This is a genomic window from Bhargavaea massiliensis (assembly GCF_018390575.1).
Taxonomy (GTDB): domain Bacteria; phylum Bacillota; class Bacilli; order Bacillales_A; family Planococcaceae; genus Bhargavaea; species Bhargavaea massiliensis.
This window is the reverse complement of sequence record NZ_JAHBCJ010000002.1, coordinates 374,845-392,473: the sequence shown is the minus strand read 5'-3', so window position 1 is coordinate 392,473 and position 17,629 is coordinate 374,845. Positions and strand designations below refer to the sequence as shown.

The following is a 17,629-nucleotide window of genomic DNA, read 5'->3' as shown; positions in this document are numbered from 1 at the left end:
AACGCTAAAAACGGCGTTCCGGCTTTTGTCATGCCTTGCGGGAGAGGGTCGCTTGAACAGGCGAGAAATATTTCTCTTGCAATCACATATGAATTTTGTATAATAAAATCCGCTATTGCTAAACTTAAAGTTTATTATAAGTAAACTCCACAGGAGGCTATCCCATGCAAATCGGGAAAAAGATCAAACAGCTGCGGCTGAAAAAAGGTCTTACACAGGAAGAGCTCGGAGAACGGACAGATTTGAGCAAAAGCTATATTTCCCAGCTTGAACGCGACCATACGTCTCCGTCGATCGAAACCCTGTTCTCCCTATTGGAAGTGCTCGGTTCATCCCCCAAGGAGTTTTTCGACGATGGCCGTCCTGCAGCAAAGATCGTCTTCAGCAAGGACGACCATATCCTGAACACTGATGAGGACCGGGGTTACTCTGTTCGCTGGCTCGTTTCGGAATCAAACGAAAAAGAAATGGAGCCTGTTTTGCTGACACTCGGGCCCGGCGGAGAATTCAAGGAATTCGAGCCTTCTCTGTCCCAGACGTTCATTTATGTGATGGAGGGGCAGATCCTGCTCCAATTGGGTACAGAGAGTTATAAGGCCGGCGCAGGGGATGCCCTGTACTATGAGGCTTCTCACGAGCATCAGCTGTTAAATCCGGGTCCCTCAGAGGCCAGGTGCCTGCTCGTCGCTACTGAATCATATTTGTGATTAACGATACTGGAGGTAAGACATGACCCAACAGCCTATTATCCGCTTCGAGAACGTCTCCAAGCGGTACAACGACGACACGACTGTCCTGAACAACATCAGTTTCGAAATGGAGCGCGGCAAGTTTTATACCCTTCTCGGGCCGTCCGGTTGCGGGAAGACAACCATTCTCCGTCTGATCGCCGGATTTATCGAGCCGAGCAGCGGCGAAATCCAGTTTAACGGAAAGAAAATCAATGACACCCCGCCGAACCAGCGGCAGGTCAATACCGTTTTCCAAGACTATGCCCTCTTTCCACACCTGAATGTCTTCGAGAACGTAGCTTTCGGACTCCGCATCAAGAAAATCAAGCAGGCGGAAGTCAAACGCCGTGTCCAAGAAGCCTTGCAGTTCGTCAACCTGCAGGGATATGAAAACCGGGAGATTTCAGAGATGTCCGGCGGCCAGCGCCAGCGTGTTGCCATCGCCCGCGCAATCGTCAATGACCCGGAAATCATCCTTCTCGACGAGCCGCTGTCCGCACTTGACCTTAAATTGCGGACCGAGATGCAGTATGAGCTCCGTGAATTGCAGCAGCGCCTTGGCAAGACATTCATCTTTGTGACCCACGACCAGGAAGAAGCGCTCGCGATGTCGGACGAAATCTTCGTCATGAACGCCGGCGAAATCGTACAGTCCGGCACGCCGATCGATATTTATGATGAGCCGATCAACCGTTTTGTCGCTGATTTTATCGGCGAATCCAACATTGTGGACGGAGTCATGATTCGTGACCACCTGGTCCGTTTCGCTGGCAGGGAATTTGAATGCGTCGATGCCGGACTTGACCCGAATGAAAAAATCGAGGTTGTCATCCGTCCGGAAGACCTGGAAATCACTTCCCCGGATCGCGGTAAACTTATCGTCAATGTCGACACACAGCTTTTCCGCGGTGTTCACTATGAGCTGTCGACCTATGACAAAGACGGCAACGAGTGGCTCGTACATTCCACTAAAAAAGCGCAGGTCGGCGATGAGATCGGACTCGACTTCGATCCTGAAGCAATTCATGTCATGAGGCTGAACGAATCGGAAGAAGATTTCGACCGGAGGCTCGAGTCGTACGAGGTGCCGGGCCATGCAAAATAAATCGACACGCGCTCTTTACCTGATTCCGTACAGCGCCTGGATTATCCTGTTTGTCATCGCGCCGATTGCTCTTGTCGTCTATTACTCCCTGTTTGATATTCACGGCGACTTCACATTTGCCAATTACCGGGCGTTCTTTTCTTCGGTTTACCTGGAGCTGACGCTCAGCTCATTCTGGTACGCCTTCCTGATCACGCTGTTTTCGCTGCTGATCGCGTATCCGACCGCCTACTTCCTGACGAAGACCAGGCACAAGCAGCTCTGGCTGCTGCTGATCATCATCCCGTCTTGGATCAACCTGCTCCTGAAGACATATGCCTTCATCGGGATATTTGGCCAATACGGTCCGGTAAACGCCTTTTTCTCAGCGATCGGAATTGGTTCGACACAACTTCTCTTCACGGATTTCAGCTTTATTTTTGTATCGGTTTATATTTTCATCCCGTTCATGATCCTGCCGATCTTTAATGCGATCGACCGGCTCAACCCCGCACTGATCGATGCATCGCGTGATCTCGGGGCAAGCCAATGGACGACATTCCGCAGGGTCATCCTTCCCCTCACGATGAACGGTGTGAAATCCGGCATCCAGGTGACCTTTATCCCTGCGCTTTCGCTGTTCATGATCACCCGGCTCATCGCCGGGAATAAGGTCATCACACTCGGGACTGCCATTGAGCAGCAGTTCCTCGTGACCCAGAACTGGGGAATGGGCTCGACGATTGCGGTCTTCCTCATCCTGTTCATGTTCGTCATCATGCTGTTCACCGGCCAGAAGGAGAAAGGAGGCGCATCTGTTGGGAAAACAAAATAATGTGCAAAAGGTCTTTCTCGCGCTTGTATTCATCATCCTGTATGCGCCGATCTTCTTCCTGATTTTCTACTCGTTCAACTCGAACGGCACGATGTCTTCGTTTGAATCATTCACTTGGGAACATTATGCAGCCGTCTTTGAAGACACCCGGCTGATCATGATCGTGTTCAACACGGTGATTGTCGCCTTGCTGTCGGCACTGATCTCAACTGCGATTGGCGTCCTCGGCGCACTCGCGATCGTCTACTTGAAAAACCGGAAGCTTCGCAGCACGCTGCTGTCTTTGAACAACGTGCTGATCGTCAGCCCTGACGTAATCATCGGTGCATCGTTCCTGATCCTTTTCACAGCGGTCGGCGTGCGTCTCGGTTTTGCATCGGTGCTGATCTCCCACATCGCCTTCAGCGTGCCGATCGTCGTCCTGATGGTGTTGCCGAAGCTCCTGGAAATGAGCGATTCGCTGATCGATGCTGCCCGCGACCTCGGGGCATCGGGCAGGGACGTGCTCACGCGCGTTATCATCCCGTACATCAAGCCGGGCATCTTCGCAGGATTCTTCCTGGCACTGACCTACTCGCTTGATGATTTTGCGGTGACATTCTTTGTCACCGGCAATGGCTTCAGCACCCTGTCAGTCGAGATTTACTCGATGGCCCGTGCCGGCATTACATTGACGATCAACGCGCTGTCCGGCCTGATCTTCATCCTCACAGTCGGGCTGGTTATCGTTTACTATGCGCTTAATTCGCGCAACCGCACACCTGTCACGGGGGTGAAGAAATGAAGGAAATCATCCGGGCAGCAGTTGCCGTAATCGTTGTATCCGCACTGCTCCTCTATATCAACAGCCAGCTCGGAAAGACGTCGGGCAGCACGGGAAGCGACACGATCACCGTCTACAACTGGGGAGAATACTTGGATCCCGAACTTCTCAAACAGTTCACGGAAGAAACCGGCATCCGCGTCATCTATGAGACATTCGATTCGAATGAAGCAATGATGACGAAAATCCAGCAGGGCGGAACTTCCTATGACCTCGCCATGCCGTCTGAATACATGATTGAAAAGATGAAGGAGGAGGACCTCCTGATCCCGCTTGATCACTCCAAAATTCCGAACTTGAAGAACATCGATCCGTATTTCCTGGATCTGCCGTTCGACCCGGGTAATGAATACTCCGTCCCCTACTTCTGGGGAACGGTAGGAATCGCCTTTAACCCGGACCTTCTCGAGGAGGACTTTGACTTCACGAGCTGGGAAGACCTATGGAACCAGGAGCTCCGCCAGCAGGTCATCCTCGTCGACAGTGCGCGCGAGGTAATGGGGATGGGACTGAACAGCCTCGGCTATTCCCTCAACTCGACGGATGATTCCGAACTTGATGCCGCATCGGCCAAACTGGATGAACTCACGCCGAATGTCAAAGCGATCATCGGGGATGAGATTGTCGAGATGATGCGGCGGAACGAGGCGGCCATCGCCCTCACCTGGTCCGGCCAGGCCCTCGACATGATGTACGTCAACGAATCAATCGACTTTGCCGTCCCGGAAGAAGGTTCCAACCTCTGGTTCGACAACATGATCATTCCGAAAACTGCAGCCAACGTCGATGGCGCGCATCAGTTCATCAACTTCATGCTGGATGCGGAAGTGGCGGCCCAGAACGCCGACTGGGTCGGCTACTCCACGCCGAACGCCGCCGCGATTGAACTGATGGATCCTGAAGTGACCGGTGATGAGCGCTTTTACCCGGATGAGGAAATTCGCGGAAGGCTTGAAGTGTACCGGAACCTCGGGCCGGAAATGACCGGGGAATACAATGAACGCTTCCTCCGCTTTAAGATGGGGATGAATTAACTGGCAGCCCGGAATCTTTCCGATTTCGGGCTGTTTTTATTTAGGATTTTCCCCTTCAAAAGGCATCAGCCGGTAGTGTAACGGGTAATACGGATATGGTAAGATAGTTTGACACACGAAATTTCAGGAGGGGGCCCGGGCATGGCGGAGGGAACCAATCGTTTTGCATTGTTTGTCCTCATGTTCAACATGTTTATCGCAATGTCCGGCATCGGGCTGATCATCCCGATCATGCCGGCTTACCTGGAGACATTCGGGGCGGCGGGCCAGGTGCTCGGGTTCCTCATCTCCTCCTTTGCGCTGGCGCAATTCCTGTTCTCCCCGATCTCAGGCAACCTGTCCGACAAGTATGGCAGGAAGAAGCTGATCATCTTCGGGCTGGTCGTCTTCGGCCTGTCGCAGCTTGCATTCGGCCTTGCGACGGAACTCTGGATGCTGTTCGTCGCCAGGTTCATTACGGGCTTCGGAGCGGCTTTCCTCATTCCTCCGATGATGGCGTTCGTGGCGGACATCACTTCGTTCGATGACCGTGGAAAAGGGATGGGCTGGCTCGGTGCCTCCATGTCCCTTGGATTCATGATCGGCCCTTCCATCGGCGGATTCCTCTCGAGCGTCAGTCTTCAGTTCCCGTTTTATATCGCCTGCAGTGTTGCCCTGGTTGCTGCCTTGTCTTCTGCGTTGATTCTTCCGGACCCGCGTCCGGAAAAAGGGCCGGGAAATGAGGACCTCAAGGGCCAGGAGAACATCCTTGGGCAGCTGAAACGTTCCGTTGCGCTGAACTATTTTATCCTGCTGATCATTATGCTTGTCTTCTCGTTCGGACTTGCCAATTTTCAGGCGACCATTTCCATGTATATGGATAAGAAATACGCGTACTCGCCATCGGAGATTGCCATCCTTATGACAATCGGCGGGTTTGTCGGGGTAGTTGTACAGACATTTGTTGTCGATCCGCTGTTCCGCAAATATGGTGAGATGCGGGTCATCCTGGTAAACCTACTGATTGCGGCGATTTCAATGTCCGGCATCCTCTTTGTAGACCGGTTCTGGTCGCTTATGCTCATTTCGACGTTCTTTTTCACGGCCACATCGCTGCTCCGGCCGGCTTTAAATACACTGATCTCGAAGATGGCAGGCAATGAACAGGGATTTGCCGCCGGCCTGATCAATGCCTACATGAGTCTAGGCAACATGTTCGGCCCGGCGTTGGCGGGAACGCTGTTCGATCTCAATATGGCCATCCCGTATGTGTTCGGGACCGCCGTGCTGCTCGTCTGCTTCGGTATCACCATCGCCTGGGCGAGGCTCCACCGGGAACAGCTCCAGGCGCTCCGCTCCAGAAAGGTTGCGGCCGCGCGTTAAGCCAACCAAACCCGCCATGCATCTGCATGGCGGGTTTTCTTGTCTCATAGTATTTTATCTTTCCTGCTTTTTTGCTTTCAGCAGTTTTTCAACGCTTGTCTCTTCCCTGTTCACCGCTGCATCTCCAAGCCTTTTTGAAGCCCGGCCCGGTTTCCGGATACGAGGCATTCCGAATCTCCGCAGTGTGATATCTGCAAAGAAGATCAGCATCGCCGCCAGGGCAAACCAGTCCCAGGCAGGGAGGATGTCTTTTTTGGACGATTCCGGCGGCCGGAGGGCCTCTTCGGCCGATTCCAGAACGCGACCGCCGGATGCTTCTGCGATGGCGGCAAGGCGCTCCGCATCCGGCGGTCCCGGCCGGTATTCATCCCCATACGGAATCGAGATGCCGGCTGTCGAGACAATCTCCCCGTCCCCGGATATCCTGAAAAAGACGAGCCCAGGACCGGATTGTATCCGCACGCGTGCGGTGCCCGGCCGTACCGGTTCAACTGCAGTTTCGAGCTCGCGGCCCTTTTCATCGACGACTGCAATGTCAAGGAACGGCATGGAAGCCGATCCTGTCACGGAATATGAACCGTCCGTATTCCTGCGGATGTCGAACGGTTCGCTTCGGTATTGTGGGAGGATTCTGGAAACGGCGGTGGTCCACAGTTCCCCCCAGCGCTCCCAGGACGGGAAGCCTCCGCTCCAGGATCCCGACCCGGACGTATAAGCCAGTGTCCTTCCCAGGCCGTACCGGCCTTCCGCGATGATGGGGTCTTCTTGGGGGCTCTCAAGGATGACCTCTGAAGCCGGCTTTGCCGTCGTCGCAATATAAGCGTTCATCTGCGGAAGCCCGTTGCCGAACAGCGCATCCCATTCGGTTTCCCCCCGTACAGCGGGCGTGAACGGCTCATCGACGATATAGGTCCTCGACAGCATCGCCGTCTCCCTCGACAGGATGGACGGCACCGAATCGGCATCGGTCACTTCATAATAGCGGCCTGACGCCTGTTCCGCGAGCTGCTGGAGCAGCCGCCTGTCCGCATCGGTGCCGATCGCAACGGTCGACATCGTCACGCCGTCGGCTTCGCCGGCCTCTGCAAGCGACGCGTAATCGCCGCCCGGAGCGGACATCCCGTCCGTCAGAAGGATGATGTGCTTGCGTTCCAGGTCAAGGCCGCGGAGCCGTTCGTAGGCCAGTGCGACTGCAGGGTAAATATTGGTGCCGCCCCCCGGCGTGACCGACATGATTTTCCCTGTGGCTTCATCCGGATCGTCCAGCGGTGACGTCTCGATCACCTCCCACGGACTATTGTCAAATGCGATGAATCCCAGCATGTCGTCTTCCCTGAGGAGTGCGGCGGACCGCGCAGCCGCTTCCTTTGCCAGATCCAGCTTCCGCCCGCTCATGCTGCTTGAGCGGTCCATGACGATGACGAGACCCAGTGACGGGATGACCTGTTTGCCGGTCACGTCCAGATCGACAGGAAGCATGTCCTCAATCGGAGTCCGGAAATAGCCTCCGAGACCAAAGCTTTCCTCTCCGCCGACCATCATGAAGCCGAGTCCGAACGTCTTGACAGCCTGCTCGATGACTTTCATCCGATCCTCCCCGACCTGGTGTCCGGGGACATTGTCGAAAATGACGGCATCATATTGAAGATAGGATGAAAGATCCCGGGGAAGATTGTCCGCCCGGACGGTTTGTGTGCTGACTCCGTTTTTTCCGATCAGTTCTCCCAGCGGGCTCGGGTCTCCGGCGGTCTCTGCGATCAGCACACGGGGAGGCCCTTCGATCTCGGTGACGGCAGTCATCCGGTTGTTTTCCTGGATGCCGTCACCTTCCATGATGACCTGTGCTTCATATTTCACAAGTCCCTCTCCGACCTGGAGGTCACTGAATGTGAAACGGTTTTCCCCTTCTGCCAGATCCATATCCCGCTCGGCAAGCGGCTGATCATTTCGGAACAGGACAAGTCGGGCAGCTGCCGGAGCGGTCGAACGGATGGTCACTTCAAGCTGCTGGGATTCCCCTTTCCTCCCGGTAGTCGGGACAGTGAAGGAAGAGACGGAGACATCTTCAGCTTCCGGTGCGGCGACAACGGCCGCATCGACGGTCACCCCGGCCGGCAGCTGGCTCCGGACATATCCGAGTGCATCCCCTTTCGTCTCCCTGCCGTCCGACAAAACAACAATTCTGGCAGGATGTCCTGCTGCGGCGGCTCCCGCATAACGGAGTGCGCTTTCCAGATCCGTTTCCCCGGCACTCCCGGCGATATCCGCGCTCCCGGATTCCGGCAGATTATTGGATACTTCCCCTGCAAACGAAAGCACTGTGACATCCCGGTCGGGGTGCCGGCCGATAGCATCGGACAGGAATGCCGAAGTTTCCTCCTCTGACCCTTCCATGGAGGCCGAGCGGTCCACCAGGAAGAACACCCGCTCCTCCCCGGCGCGCATCAGGAGATATGGGGACGCTGCCGCGATGATGAGCAAGACAGATGCCAGGATCCGCAAAATCAGCAGCACCAGGACATTGCGCCCGTTCCTGATCCGCTCCCGGTTCCATGACCAGAACAGATACGCGAGCACCGGGAGGAGGAGCAGGAGATAAACCGGATCTTCAATACGAAAGTCCATGGCGGCGCTGCACCTCCCATTCCGCGAGAATCAGAAGCAGGATCAGAAGGATGAACAACCGGACGGGCTGCCGCTTTTCGGCGGGGCCCGATTTCCCGCCCTCTCCTCTTTCACCGGCAGTAAACGAAGGACCGGCCTGAACCGTGCGTTCTTCATCGGGAAGCACGACTGCCAGGTAACGCTCTTCGGTTCCGGACCGGAGAACATACAGCCCGGGCTGATCCGGTGCGGTCACCGCCCCGGCGGCGGCGAATTCGGCCATGTACTCCCCCCCTGCGGTGAACAGCTGCCAGCCCCCTTCGAGAGAAGGCGTGACCGGACGGCTTTCACCGGGAAGGAAGGTGCCGGCCCCGGCCTGCTCGCGGGAATAGCTGTCAATGACGCTCCACAGAAACAGCGGGAAGGAGGGACGGAGCGGCCAGTCCGTCATGGACGGGTCGGCCAGCACGGCAATCCTTCCGTCGGCTGCCCTCTGGACCAGAGGATTGCTTTCCGGTCCGGCGATGGTCTCCATATCGGGAAAAGGCGGATAAAGTCCGGCTGCATAAATCTCCTCTCCCGGAGCAAAAGCAAAAAGCGGATCGTCGGACGCCGTAATGAACACCGGGTTTTCTTCCGGATTCCCCTCACCCCCGAACAGGACGGTACGCCCCCGGCGGGCGAGGAACGTCTCTTCTGAACCGGTCACGACAATCGCTTCTTCCGGAAGCTGTTCCGTCTCTTCCCTTCCGTAAGCGGTCACATCGGCTCCGGTCGCCTGTAGGGCCTTATGTAACAGCTCATGTAGCCCGGCCTCCACAAAGACCGGCAATTTTCCTCCGCCGGAGACGGCATGGGCGATATTGTCCGCCGGATAGCCGTCACCTGACTCCGCCGTGAGCTTCAGGCCCAGGACAGGCGGCAGGCCGTCGAACACGACCCGTTCGGACTCTCCGCTCCCTACGGTCAGTACACGGGATTCTCCTGCCGGATTTCCCTGCTCATCTTCCAGGGACAGCGCCACCTCGTAGTCAGCCTGGGAGCCATTTGTCACGACGGCAATAGCGGATTGCCCGTCTTTCCCCTGTGCGATGCCGAACTGACCGACCGATACATTATCCGGAAGGTCCGAGGCGGCATGAACGCTGTAGACCACACCCGGCACGGCGGCCGGAAGATCTTCAGGGACTGCCGAGTCGGTAAAGACATGCACGTCCGCCTGTTCCCCGCCGGCAGCGGTTCCGGCAAGGGAAAGAGCCGCGGGCAGATCCTGATGGGCGTAAGTGGGACCGAGGCTCCGGACAGTGCGGAGTGCTTCATCCATTTTTTCCGAAGCCTGCAGCAACACTTCTGGTGTGCCGCCCGCACGGATGACGGTGAACCGCGCTCCCTCATGGTCCCGGATCAGTAATTCCATCCGGGCCTTGTGCCGTTCGATCAGCGGCTCACCGTCCTTTTCGGCCAGCATCGTGGCAGAAGTGTCCGCGACGACGATCAGGTGTCCGGAAGAATCGCCGGAACTTGTGATGCCGGGTTTCATTAGCAGAAGCACGAACAGCAGAAGGGCTGCCATCTGCAGATAGAACAGGGCGTTCCGGGACAGATGACTAACAAAAGGGGAGCTTTCCGTATGCTTCCTTGACTCTTCCCAGAAAAGCACGGACGGCACCGTGCGCTCCACATACTTCTTCCTGAAGAAATAATAAAGGAGGACGATGGCGGGAAAGACCAGCGTCCAGATCATGCCGATTGAACCGAAACCCACTCGATCTCCTCCCTGCTCAGCGGACCCAGCCCGCCCGTCTCATCTTTCTTGACACAAAATCCGCTGCACCTTCCTGTTCCACCGCCTCCAGCAAGGCAATGCCGTACTCCCGGCAGAGGGCGGCAAGCTCTGAAAAATGCCGCTCCCTCAGCTCCTGTTGCCTGTGCATTGCGCTTGCCGTAAGGGTGACATCCACTGCTTTGCCGGTCTCAGAATCGACAAAACGGACATCACGGGTCCCGGCTGGCATGTCCGTGCGGTCATCCGTCAGCAAAACCATCCGGACCTCGCCCGCGCTTTTCCTGAGTTTGCGGAACAGAGGACGGAATGATGCCGGCGGCTCCAGCCCGTCCGTCACGATATACCGGACGGATGCGCCTAAAAGATTTTCTGATGCTGCCGCACCCGCAAAGCCGGTCCCTCCGGGGGACTGCAGCTGTTCCAGGTGCCCCAGGAACCGGTTCCTGTTCCGCGCACCCTTTGCCGTAAAGGAAGATGGCGTGGGTTCGCCTGCGGTGAAAAAGTGCAGGTGGTCATCGGCGGCCAGCGCCATCAGGCCGAGCATCCCGCACAGTCGTCTTGCAAACAGCCACCGGCCACCGCCCATTGACCGGCTGGCATCCAAAATCACTGACACACGGAGCTCACGCTCATCCATGAAACGCTTGATGAACAATTGGTTCGTCCTTACGTAGACGTTCCAGTCGACATTGCGGATATCATCACCGGGTGCATAGGGCTGGAAATCCGAGAAATCCTGCGATGCCCCGCTTCTTCCCGATGCGTTCCGCCCGTGATGCATCCCTTTTGGAGCGGTGCGGGCCAAGTGCCGGAGTCGGCCGGCGGCAACCTTATCGGAAGACGAAAAAAATGCTTCCGTCATGACGATGCGCCTCCGGCGGACAGTTCGGCCAGCCGGGTGATCAGTTCATCCGCGGGCATGCCCGCCGCTTCACCCTCATAGTTAAACAGCAGCCGGTGACGCAGCACCGGAACCGCACAGTTTTTCAGGTCGCCGATTGACACATGGAAACGTCCTTCGGCCAACGCCCGTGCTTTCGCCGCGAGCACCAGGCTCTGCAGCCCGCGGGGGCCGCTGCCGAAACGGACCCATCGGCTCACCTCTTCCAACGGCGAATCGGACGGATGTGTGCCGGTGACGATCCGGGCTGCCACGTCCAGCATTTCCTCGGGCAAAATCACTTCCCTCACCATCCGACGGGCACGCCGGATATCTTCCGGTCCCAGCAGTTTCCGGAGATTTCTGGCCGGGCTTCCCGTCGTACGGCGGATGATTTCCTTCAGTTCTTCCTTACCCGGAAGCGGAACGATCACCTTGCAGAGAAATCGGTCAAGCTGCGCTTCGGGGAGCGGGTAGGTTCCTTCGAGTTCAATCGGATTTTGTGTGGCAAGCACAAAAAACGGGTCCTTCATCGGACGCGTGGTTCCGAGCGCGGTCACCGTCCGCTCTCCCATCGCTTCGAGCAGCGCACTTTGTGTTTTCGGAGTTGCACGGTTGATTTCGTCAGCAAGCACCATCTCGCTGAACAAAGGGCCTTCGCGGAAGACAAAGTTCTTGCGTCCGTCTGGTGTCTCTTCAATCACCGTCGTCCCGGTAATGTCTGAAGGCATCAGGTCCGGCGTGAACTGGATTCGGGAAAAGCCCAGGTCCAGCACTTCGGAAAACGTCCGGATCAGCATCGTTTTCCCAAGTCCCGGCAACCCCTCAAGAAGGGTGTGGCCACCGGCAAGAATGGAATAAAGGGTAAAGTCCACCGCCTCCTCCTGCCCGACGATGAACTTTCCCACCTCTTCCTTTACCTGGCCGATTTTCAGGCTCATTTCGTTGTAATCCTCTTTCGTAAATGCCATTTTCCTCACTCCCTCGTGTCGATCGACGAAAAGTAATCGGACAGGACTTGCTGGAGGTCTTCCGGAAGGCCAAGACGGCCTGCATGTTCCACATAGGCATCCCGGTATTCGCCTTGCACCTCCCCGTAGGGCCGGACTTCCCCTTTTTCTGCGGGAACAAGGCTTTCTGCAGCAGACTTCCCTTCTTTCTGAGGGCCTGCGTCCAGCACCGTGTCCCCGGGTTCAGGCGGAGACTGGGGCGTACTGATGAGATTCCGGTCCCCGTCACCCGGTCCCTGGCCGGAGCCCCCGCTGCCGGAATCCGGACTTTCTCCGCCATCTTCTCCTGATCCGGACCCAGTTCCGTCCGTTTGCCCGCTTCCATTGCCGCTGCCGCTTTCCGTTTTGTTCCCGCCGCCGTCCTGCACTCCGTCTCCATTGCCTTCTGATTCACCGGCGCCATTTCCGCCGGAGGAATCCCCTTCATCTTCCGCTCCCGTTTCTGCACCTCCCCTTCCTTCCGAAGACCGGCCTTCCTGTCCTCCCGATTCTTCAGGGGAACTGTTCCATTCGTTGCCGGAAGAAGCATGTGCTCCTGCCCCTGACGTCCGCCCCATGCCGGCCAGCTGTTCTTCGGCGTCCCCGGACAATTCAGCCAGTGCCGCTGCAGCCTCGCCGGGTGTCAGGATGCGTTCTCCGGCTGCAGGGCCCTGGCTGTCTCCCGGACGTTCCCTGAGGCGTTCCTGGAGGGACAATTCACGCTGAAGCTTGACCGCCTTGCGGACCGCTTCTTCCGGAGATTCGGCGGACCTGATGTCCGCGGCCAGATCAGCAAGCCGTTTTTCCATTCCCGGATCCTCTGCCCTTTCCGAGAGATCGCCTACATCGTCTGCGAGATCCTCGATGATCTCCCGCTCTTCTTCGGCTTCTTGCGCTTCCAGCTGTGCGGAGGAAGGAAACAGGGCAAGTCCTGCCAGGGCAGCGGCGGAGATGCCCGCGACCAGGAGCGGCGTGCGCTCCGTCCACCGCCCCCTCCTTTTCCGGAACCGGCCCAGTGCTCCGCCGGCAGCATCCGCGGCGGCATCCGCAAGGGCCGCGGAAAGCGGGCCTTCACGGGTTCCGTCCGTCTCTGCGGCCAGGATGACATTGTCCCGGCTAAACGAATCCAACAGCCTGACAGCCTCCTGCCGCGACGGCGACCTCCGCCATTCATATGCAAATGCCGCGACCGCAGCAAGCGCTGCTGCAATGCCCGCATAGCCCGCGTAACCCGGCCAGACAAACAGACGGGAGGCAGCAAGCACTGCCGCGGCCATGACCGCGCCCGTAGCCAGCCCCCGTACAGCCGTCCTCACGAACCATACCGCCATGAGCCTGCGCCGCACTTGCGCGACTGCAACGTCCAGCTTTCGCCTGCTGTCCATCTCACCCCTCCTTTACTTTCCGCTTGCCATATTGACACGCAGTGATTTCACCGATACGAAAACAGCCACTGCTGTCACAATCAGATAAACCAAAAGATAAATCAGCCAGATCGGCCACCTCAGACCGGTCATCCCGTGCAGGAAATCTCCGGAATCCGATGCTAGGAGAGAGGCGGTCAGAACAGCCGGATTGATCGCCGCAAACAGATGAGCCCCGGGAGATGTGCCCCCCTGGCTCAGTGAAGCGAAGAAAACACTGAGAAAACCGGTGACCGCGAGCAGGGCAAGAACCGAACCGTAAGTCGCGATCATCGAGACGATCGTTTTCCTGATCAGTGTGGAGAACATCACGCCCAGACTTCCGATTGCAACCGTGGTCAGCAAGAAGTAGAACATGAGCAGAAAAAGCTGTTTCGGCGACACACCGCCGTACAGGAAGACGATGCTGTACAAAGGGAGGCTGGATGCCAGCATCAGAACCAGAAAAGCGATCGATGACAGAAGTTTGCCGATAATGATCTGGAATGACGACTGCGATGTGGTCAGCAGCATGTTGAGCGTCTGCTTTTCCCGCTCTGAACTGATGGCTCCCGCGGTCAGTCCCGGTGTGATGAAGAGGACCAGCACAAGCTGGATAAAAGTCAGCATCGTGAACAGCATATAGCTTTGTGCGGGATCCAGATATCCTCCGGATGATCCGTCCTGCGTCATGATGTACATGAAACCGATGACAAACAGGCTCATCGCAGCAAGGTAAAAAAGAATGCCCACAAAGCTTTTCGGCGAGCGGAACCGGAGCTTGATTTCCTTCATCAGCACCGGATTGGACAGGTCGGCCTTCATTGCGCCCCGCCTCCCTTCGTCAGTGACAGGAACACGTCTTCGAGGTCGGTCTCCTCTTCGGAAAAGGAACGGATGCCGAGCCGACGGGCAGCGGCCGCAGCAAGCAGTTCCTCCTGCTCCGCCCGGGAACCGCTAAACGAGAATGTGACCACGCCCGCCCCATCATCCCTGCGGATTGCCGAGACAAACGGCCTTTCTTCGAAGAATTCTGCCGCAGCAGCGGCAGGACCGTTCAGCTTCACGGTGATGATCCGGTCCCCTTTCATCATGGAATGGATCTCCCGTACGGATTGCCTGGCCAGCAGCCGCCCCCGGTCAATGACGCCGATCTCGTCACACATCTCCGCCAGCTCAGGGAGGATATGGGATGAGATGAGGATCGTTTTGTCCATATCCTTCAGCCGCTTCATGATCTCCCGCATTTCGACCCTCGCCCTCGGGTCAAGCCCGGATGCCGGCTCATCAAGGATCAGCACTTTCGGGTCATGGATCAGGCTTCGGGCCAGGCACAGCCGCTGCTTCATCCCCCGTGACAGGGAGTCGACATAGGCGTCCCTCTTTTCCGAGAGATTCACCAGGTCCAGCAGCTGGCCGATCAGAACTTTTCGCCCTCCGGCCGGAATGCCGTAGCTGGCCGCATAAAAGTCCAGATACTCCTCTGTTTTCAGCTGGTCATACACACCGAAAAAATCCGGCATATAACCGATCAGCCTGCGCACTTCCGCAGGGGACGTACGCACGCTGTGGCCTCCGACAAAGGCATCTCCCGAAGTCGGAGGCAGCAGGGTCGCCAGAATCGAAAATGTCGTCGACTTGCCGGCGCCGTTTGCGCCGACAAAACCGAATACGTTCCCCTCCCCGACTTCCAGGTTCAGATCATGCAGCGCACGGAAAGAGCCGTATGACTTGGTCAGGTTCCTTGTTTCGATCATGGCGATGCCACTCCTTCCAATTCGATTTCGGGCAGCCTTGAATGTCCGCCGTCGTGCGGGCTCTCGATACGGAATTGGAAAGCACCCTCCTGCCCGATAAAGTCCGCAACAGGAGCAAGCTCATTCGTACCGGCTGAGAGCTCCTCAAATTCGCCGGACGACCGGTTCAGGATGGAGACACCGGCCCCATCGGAAACGCTGACTTTAAACAAGTTCCAGCCGATTCCGGGCTGTGTATAGACGGCCGGGACGGACGGCTCATAAAGGAACGTCCCGGGCGACAGGAACAGCTCGCCGTCCGGATACTGCTCCACATACCCGTCCGGATGCTCAGGGGAAACCGGCCCGCTGATCGCAGATGACGGGACGCGGAAGGGGCCGGACAGCCGGATCTCCGGGTCGAACGGCTGCACGATGACCGAAACCGAACTGTATTCCGGCTTCCCTTCCAGACCCACTCTGGCCAGTGGAGAGGCGGTATGCCCGACGAGCGCAGGACGCCTTCCATCCAGGGCATAACCGGCTGCCTGCACCATATTTCCGGCCCTCCCATCATCCGGATTTCCGTATCGGCTACCGGTTGGACCTGCCATTGAAGCCGCCGGAAACAGCACACTGCCGGGCACTTTCGCATCAATCTCCAAAGTCTCCCCTGCCTCAAGATCACCGAGCGGGATTAAACTCGTTCCGCTCCATACAGAGACATCCCGAAGGCGGAATGAAAAGCCGTTGGTGAGCGTGCCTGTCAGGCTGCCTCCGGAAACTGTAAGGTCTGCCTCAAGACTGCCTGCATCCGCAATACGGGTTTCCCCATGGACCGTGCGGACCGACCAGAACGGCATATCCCTCAGTGTCAGCAAGGTTCCCCCGGGTGCTTGTTCCGCAACTGCATGCCCGAAGCTTCCCGAACCGCCGGAGAAGGGGGCACTTTCCCCTGCAGCCGAGAGGGTCATCGGGGACGAAGCGGCAACCTCCAGGTCCCCTCCCCGATTGGTCAGTACGGAACCCGTGTACATGCCGGACAGCGTTCCGCTGCCGTCCGAAAGGAACAAGGCAGCCTGCCTGAACTGGGGATGGAACAGGCGGTCCTTTGCACCGTAAGCAAAAATCCCTGCAGAGATCAGGAACGCCGCCGCCGGGATGATCCACCATGCCTGCTCCCGCCGGTCCCTTTTTTTGAGGACCAAGTAAAGGGCCGGCCCAACCAGGACGATGTAGAACATCACGATGAGAATAACGGCCGCAACCGGAATCCTGAAGGTCTCGAAACGCTCCGTTGCACTTTGGCCCAGATGGACAAAATCATTTGCGGGGGTGCCGTACATGCCGGTATAAGCGGCAGTACTCCCCGGAATTCCCGAAAGAATCACCCCGATGAATCCGGCAGTTTCGGGTGCGGTAGCCAGCGGCTCATCCCCGAATGAAAATGCCGTCTGAACAATATGGCCCGCCCCGTATTCAGAAAAGGCCGCAAGGACACGCCCTTCCCACTCTCCAAGGGATTGTGCACCGTCTTTTAATGTCACCTCGAATGCCGGGACCGCTGTTTCCGTACCCGATTCCCGAAGCGCCTCGGGCGGAAGCACAATCCGGCCCTGCTGTTCAAGCGGCAATGCTCCCTTGAACAGCCCCGCATCGGACGGATCATCAGTCATTCCGATCAGGAGCGTCGCACCCGCCCGGATACGGCCGGCGATGGCCTCCTGGTCGTCTTCTGAAAGCCCGGCCAGAAACCCGTCATCCGCGATGATCAGGTCCGCCGCCTCCCAACCGGCCGGCTCTGCAGGAAGAATGGAATTCCGGTCATATGGCCCGACCACCTCGGATTCAGGCGTGTTGCCGAAGTTCAGGTCCCGGAGTCCCGAGAGGCGGTCCGCGCTTTCAGAAAGAACGACTGCAATCGAAGTTTCCGTATAGTGGAAGTTCACATTCGGTCGGCGGTCACCTTGATAGCTGATTTCACTGCCGTTCCTCCATCCTCCTTCAAAAAAGCGGAATTGCCGTTCCGAAAAACCATAGGAATCTGCAGAATGGACGGTTGCCCGCACGGTCTCCGTCTCACCCGGGCCGATGTCCAGTGCGATCGCGCTGGCTGTACCGGATTCATAAACATTGCTGAAATCGATGACCAGATCTCCCCGGAACGGATCTCCGTCATTTCTGATCTCAAGAACGACCGGCATCGCTCTACCTTCCTTTGCTTTGCCGTCTATTCCGCCCGTGGCCTTGACGGTCAGTTCTGGCGCCGCCGCAGCGGGACCCGCCCCCATTAGCACAGCCACTGCAAACATCATCAAAGCCGTTCCCCATTTTACCGCTCTCAACTGCCCCATCCCCCTTT

Annotated in this window: 14 protein-coding genes; 6 read left to right on the top strand and 8 right to left on the bottom strand. The window is 57.4% G+C overall.

The genetic code is table 11. The annotated features are described in order from the left end of the window. The first annotated feature begins 164 nt into the window (after positions 1-164). The 6 genes from KHA84_RS04720 to KHA84_RS04695 all read left to right on the top strand — a co-directional run bounded on the left by KHA84_RS04720 (position 165) and on the right by KHA84_RS04695 (position 5,869). Positions 165-707, top strand: a complete 543-nt coding sequence (locus KHA84_RS04720) for a helix-turn-helix domain-containing protein (RefSeq protein WP_213422371.1) — start codon at positions 165-167, stop codon at positions 705-707. 22 nt (positions 708-729) lie between these two features. After that, positions 730-1,836 carry an ABC transporter ATP-binding protein gene (locus KHA84_RS04715; RefSeq protein WP_213422370.1) on the top strand — a complete coding sequence of 369 codons (1,107 nt, stop codon included), beginning with the start codon at positions 730-732 and terminating at the stop codon, positions 1,834-1,836. Then, positions 1,826-2,650 (top strand): ABC transporter permease, encoded by an 825-nt coding sequence (locus KHA84_RS04710; RefSeq protein WP_213422369.1) that lies wholly within the window; start codon positions 1,826-1,828, stop codon positions 2,648-2,650. Before KHA84_RS04715 ends, KHA84_RS04710 begins: the two co-directional genes overlap by 11 nt. After that, positions 2,634-3,434 carry an ABC transporter permease gene (locus KHA84_RS04705; protein ID WP_213422368.1) on the top strand — a complete coding sequence of 267 codons (801 nt, stop codon included), beginning with the start codon at positions 2,634-2,636 and terminating at the stop codon, positions 3,432-3,434. The genes KHA84_RS04710 and KHA84_RS04705 overlap by 17 nt, the downstream gene beginning before the upstream one ends. After that, positions 3,431-4,507, top strand: coding sequence for an ABC transporter substrate-binding protein (locus tag KHA84_RS04700; protein ID WP_213422367.1), 1,077 nt, complete (start codon positions 3,431-3,433; stop codon positions 4,505-4,507). The genes KHA84_RS04705 and KHA84_RS04700 overlap by 4 nt, the downstream gene beginning before the upstream one ends. A 141-nt stretch (positions 4,508-4,648) precedes the next feature. After that, positions 4,649-5,869 (top strand): MFS transporter, encoded by a 1,221-nt coding sequence (locus KHA84_RS04695; protein ID WP_213422366.1) that lies wholly within the window; start codon positions 4,649-4,651, stop codon positions 5,867-5,869. A gap of 54 nt (positions 5,870-5,923) precedes the next feature. On the opposite strand, the gene KHA84_RS04690 is transcribed toward KHA84_RS04695, so the two are convergent. Genes KHA84_RS04690 through KHA84_RS04655 form a run of 8 tightly spaced genes read right to left on the bottom strand, consistent with a single transcriptional unit; the run spans position 5,924 to position 17,612 of the window. Then, complete coding sequence (locus KHA84_RS04690; protein ID WP_213422365.1) at positions 5,924-8,494, bottom strand: VWA domain-containing protein; 2,571 nt, start codon at positions 8,492-8,494, stop codon at positions 5,924-5,926. Then, positions 8,478-10,238 carry a vWA domain-containing protein gene (locus tag KHA84_RS04685; RefSeq protein WP_213422364.1) on the bottom strand — a complete coding sequence of 587 codons (1,761 nt, stop codon included), beginning with the start codon at positions 10,236-10,238 and terminating at the stop codon, positions 8,478-8,480. Before KHA84_RS04685 ends, KHA84_RS04690 begins: the two co-directional genes overlap by 17 nt. A 16-nt stretch (positions 10,239-10,254) precedes the next feature. Next, entirely contained in the window at positions 10,255-11,121 is an 867-nt protein-coding gene (locus tag KHA84_RS04680) for a DUF58 domain-containing protein (RefSeq protein ID WP_213422363.1), read from the bottom strand. Then, complete coding sequence (locus tag KHA84_RS04675) at positions 11,118-12,110, bottom strand: AAA family ATPase (protein ID WP_213422362.1); 993 nt, start codon at positions 12,108-12,110, stop codon at positions 11,118-11,120. The genes KHA84_RS04680 and KHA84_RS04675 overlap by 4 nt, the downstream gene beginning before the upstream one ends. Positions 12,111-12,115: 5 nt before the next feature. Next, positions 12,116-13,513, bottom strand: a complete 1,398-nt coding sequence (locus tag KHA84_RS04670; protein ID WP_213422361.1) for a hypothetical protein — start codon at positions 13,511-13,513, stop codon at positions 12,116-12,118. Positions 13,514-13,525: 12 nt separating this feature from the next. After that, positions 13,526-14,356 carry an ABC transporter permease gene (locus tag KHA84_RS04665; RefSeq protein WP_213422360.1) on the bottom strand — a complete coding sequence of 277 codons (831 nt, stop codon included), beginning with the start codon at positions 14,354-14,356 and terminating at the stop codon, positions 13,526-13,528. Then, positions 14,353-15,288, bottom strand: a complete 936-nt coding sequence (locus KHA84_RS04660; protein WP_213422359.1) for an ABC transporter ATP-binding protein — start codon at positions 15,286-15,288, stop codon at positions 14,353-14,355. The genes KHA84_RS04665 and KHA84_RS04660 overlap by 4 nt, the downstream gene beginning before the upstream one ends. Continuing rightward, complete coding sequence (locus tag KHA84_RS04655) at positions 15,285-17,612, bottom strand: hypothetical protein (protein WP_213422358.1); 2,328 nt, start codon at positions 17,610-17,612, stop codon at positions 15,285-15,287. Before KHA84_RS04655 ends, KHA84_RS04660 begins: the two co-directional genes overlap by 4 nt. Between the last annotated feature and the right edge of the window lie 17 nt (positions 17,613-17,629).

Coding starts and splice junctions, on each gene's coding strand:
- KHA84_RS04720 (WP_213422371.1), top strand. CDS start 165: ATGCAAATCGGGAAAAAGATCAAACAGCTGCGGCTGAAAAAAGGTCTT.
- KHA84_RS04715 (WP_213422370.1), top strand. CDS start 730: ATGACCCAACAGCCTATTATCCGCTTCGAGAACGTCTCCAAGCGGTAC.
- KHA84_RS04710 (WP_213422369.1), top strand. CDS start 1,826: ATGCAAAATAAATCGACACGCGCTCTTTACCTGATTCCGTACAGCGCC.
- KHA84_RS04700 (WP_213422367.1), top strand. CDS start 3,431: ATGAAGGAAATCATCCGGGCAGCAGTTGCCGTAATCGTTGTATCCGCA.
- KHA84_RS04695 (WP_213422366.1), top strand. CDS start 4,649: ATGGCGGAGGGAACCAATCGTTTTGCATTGTTTGTCCTCATGTTCAAC.
- KHA84_RS04690 (WP_213422365.1), bottom strand. CDS start 8,494: ATGGACTTTCGTATTGAAGATCCGGTTTATCTCCTGCTCCTCCTCCCG.
- KHA84_RS04680 (WP_213422363.1), bottom strand. CDS start 11,121: ATGACGGAAGCATTTTTTTCGTCTTCCGATAAGGTTGCCGCCGGCCGA.
- KHA84_RS04675 (WP_213422362.1), bottom strand. CDS start 12,110: ATGGCATTTACGAAAGAGGATTACAACGAAATGAGCCTGAAAATCGGC.
- KHA84_RS04670 (WP_213422361.1), bottom strand. CDS start 13,513: ATGGACAGCAGGCGAAAGCTGGACGTTGCAGTCGCGCAAGTGCGGCGC.
- KHA84_RS04665 (WP_213422360.1), bottom strand. CDS start 14,356: ATGAAGGCCGACCTGTCCAATCCGGTGCTGATGAAGGAAATCAAGCTC.
- KHA84_RS04660 (WP_213422359.1), bottom strand. CDS start 15,288: ATGATCGAAACAAGGAACCTGACCAAGTCATACGGCTCTTTCCGTGCG.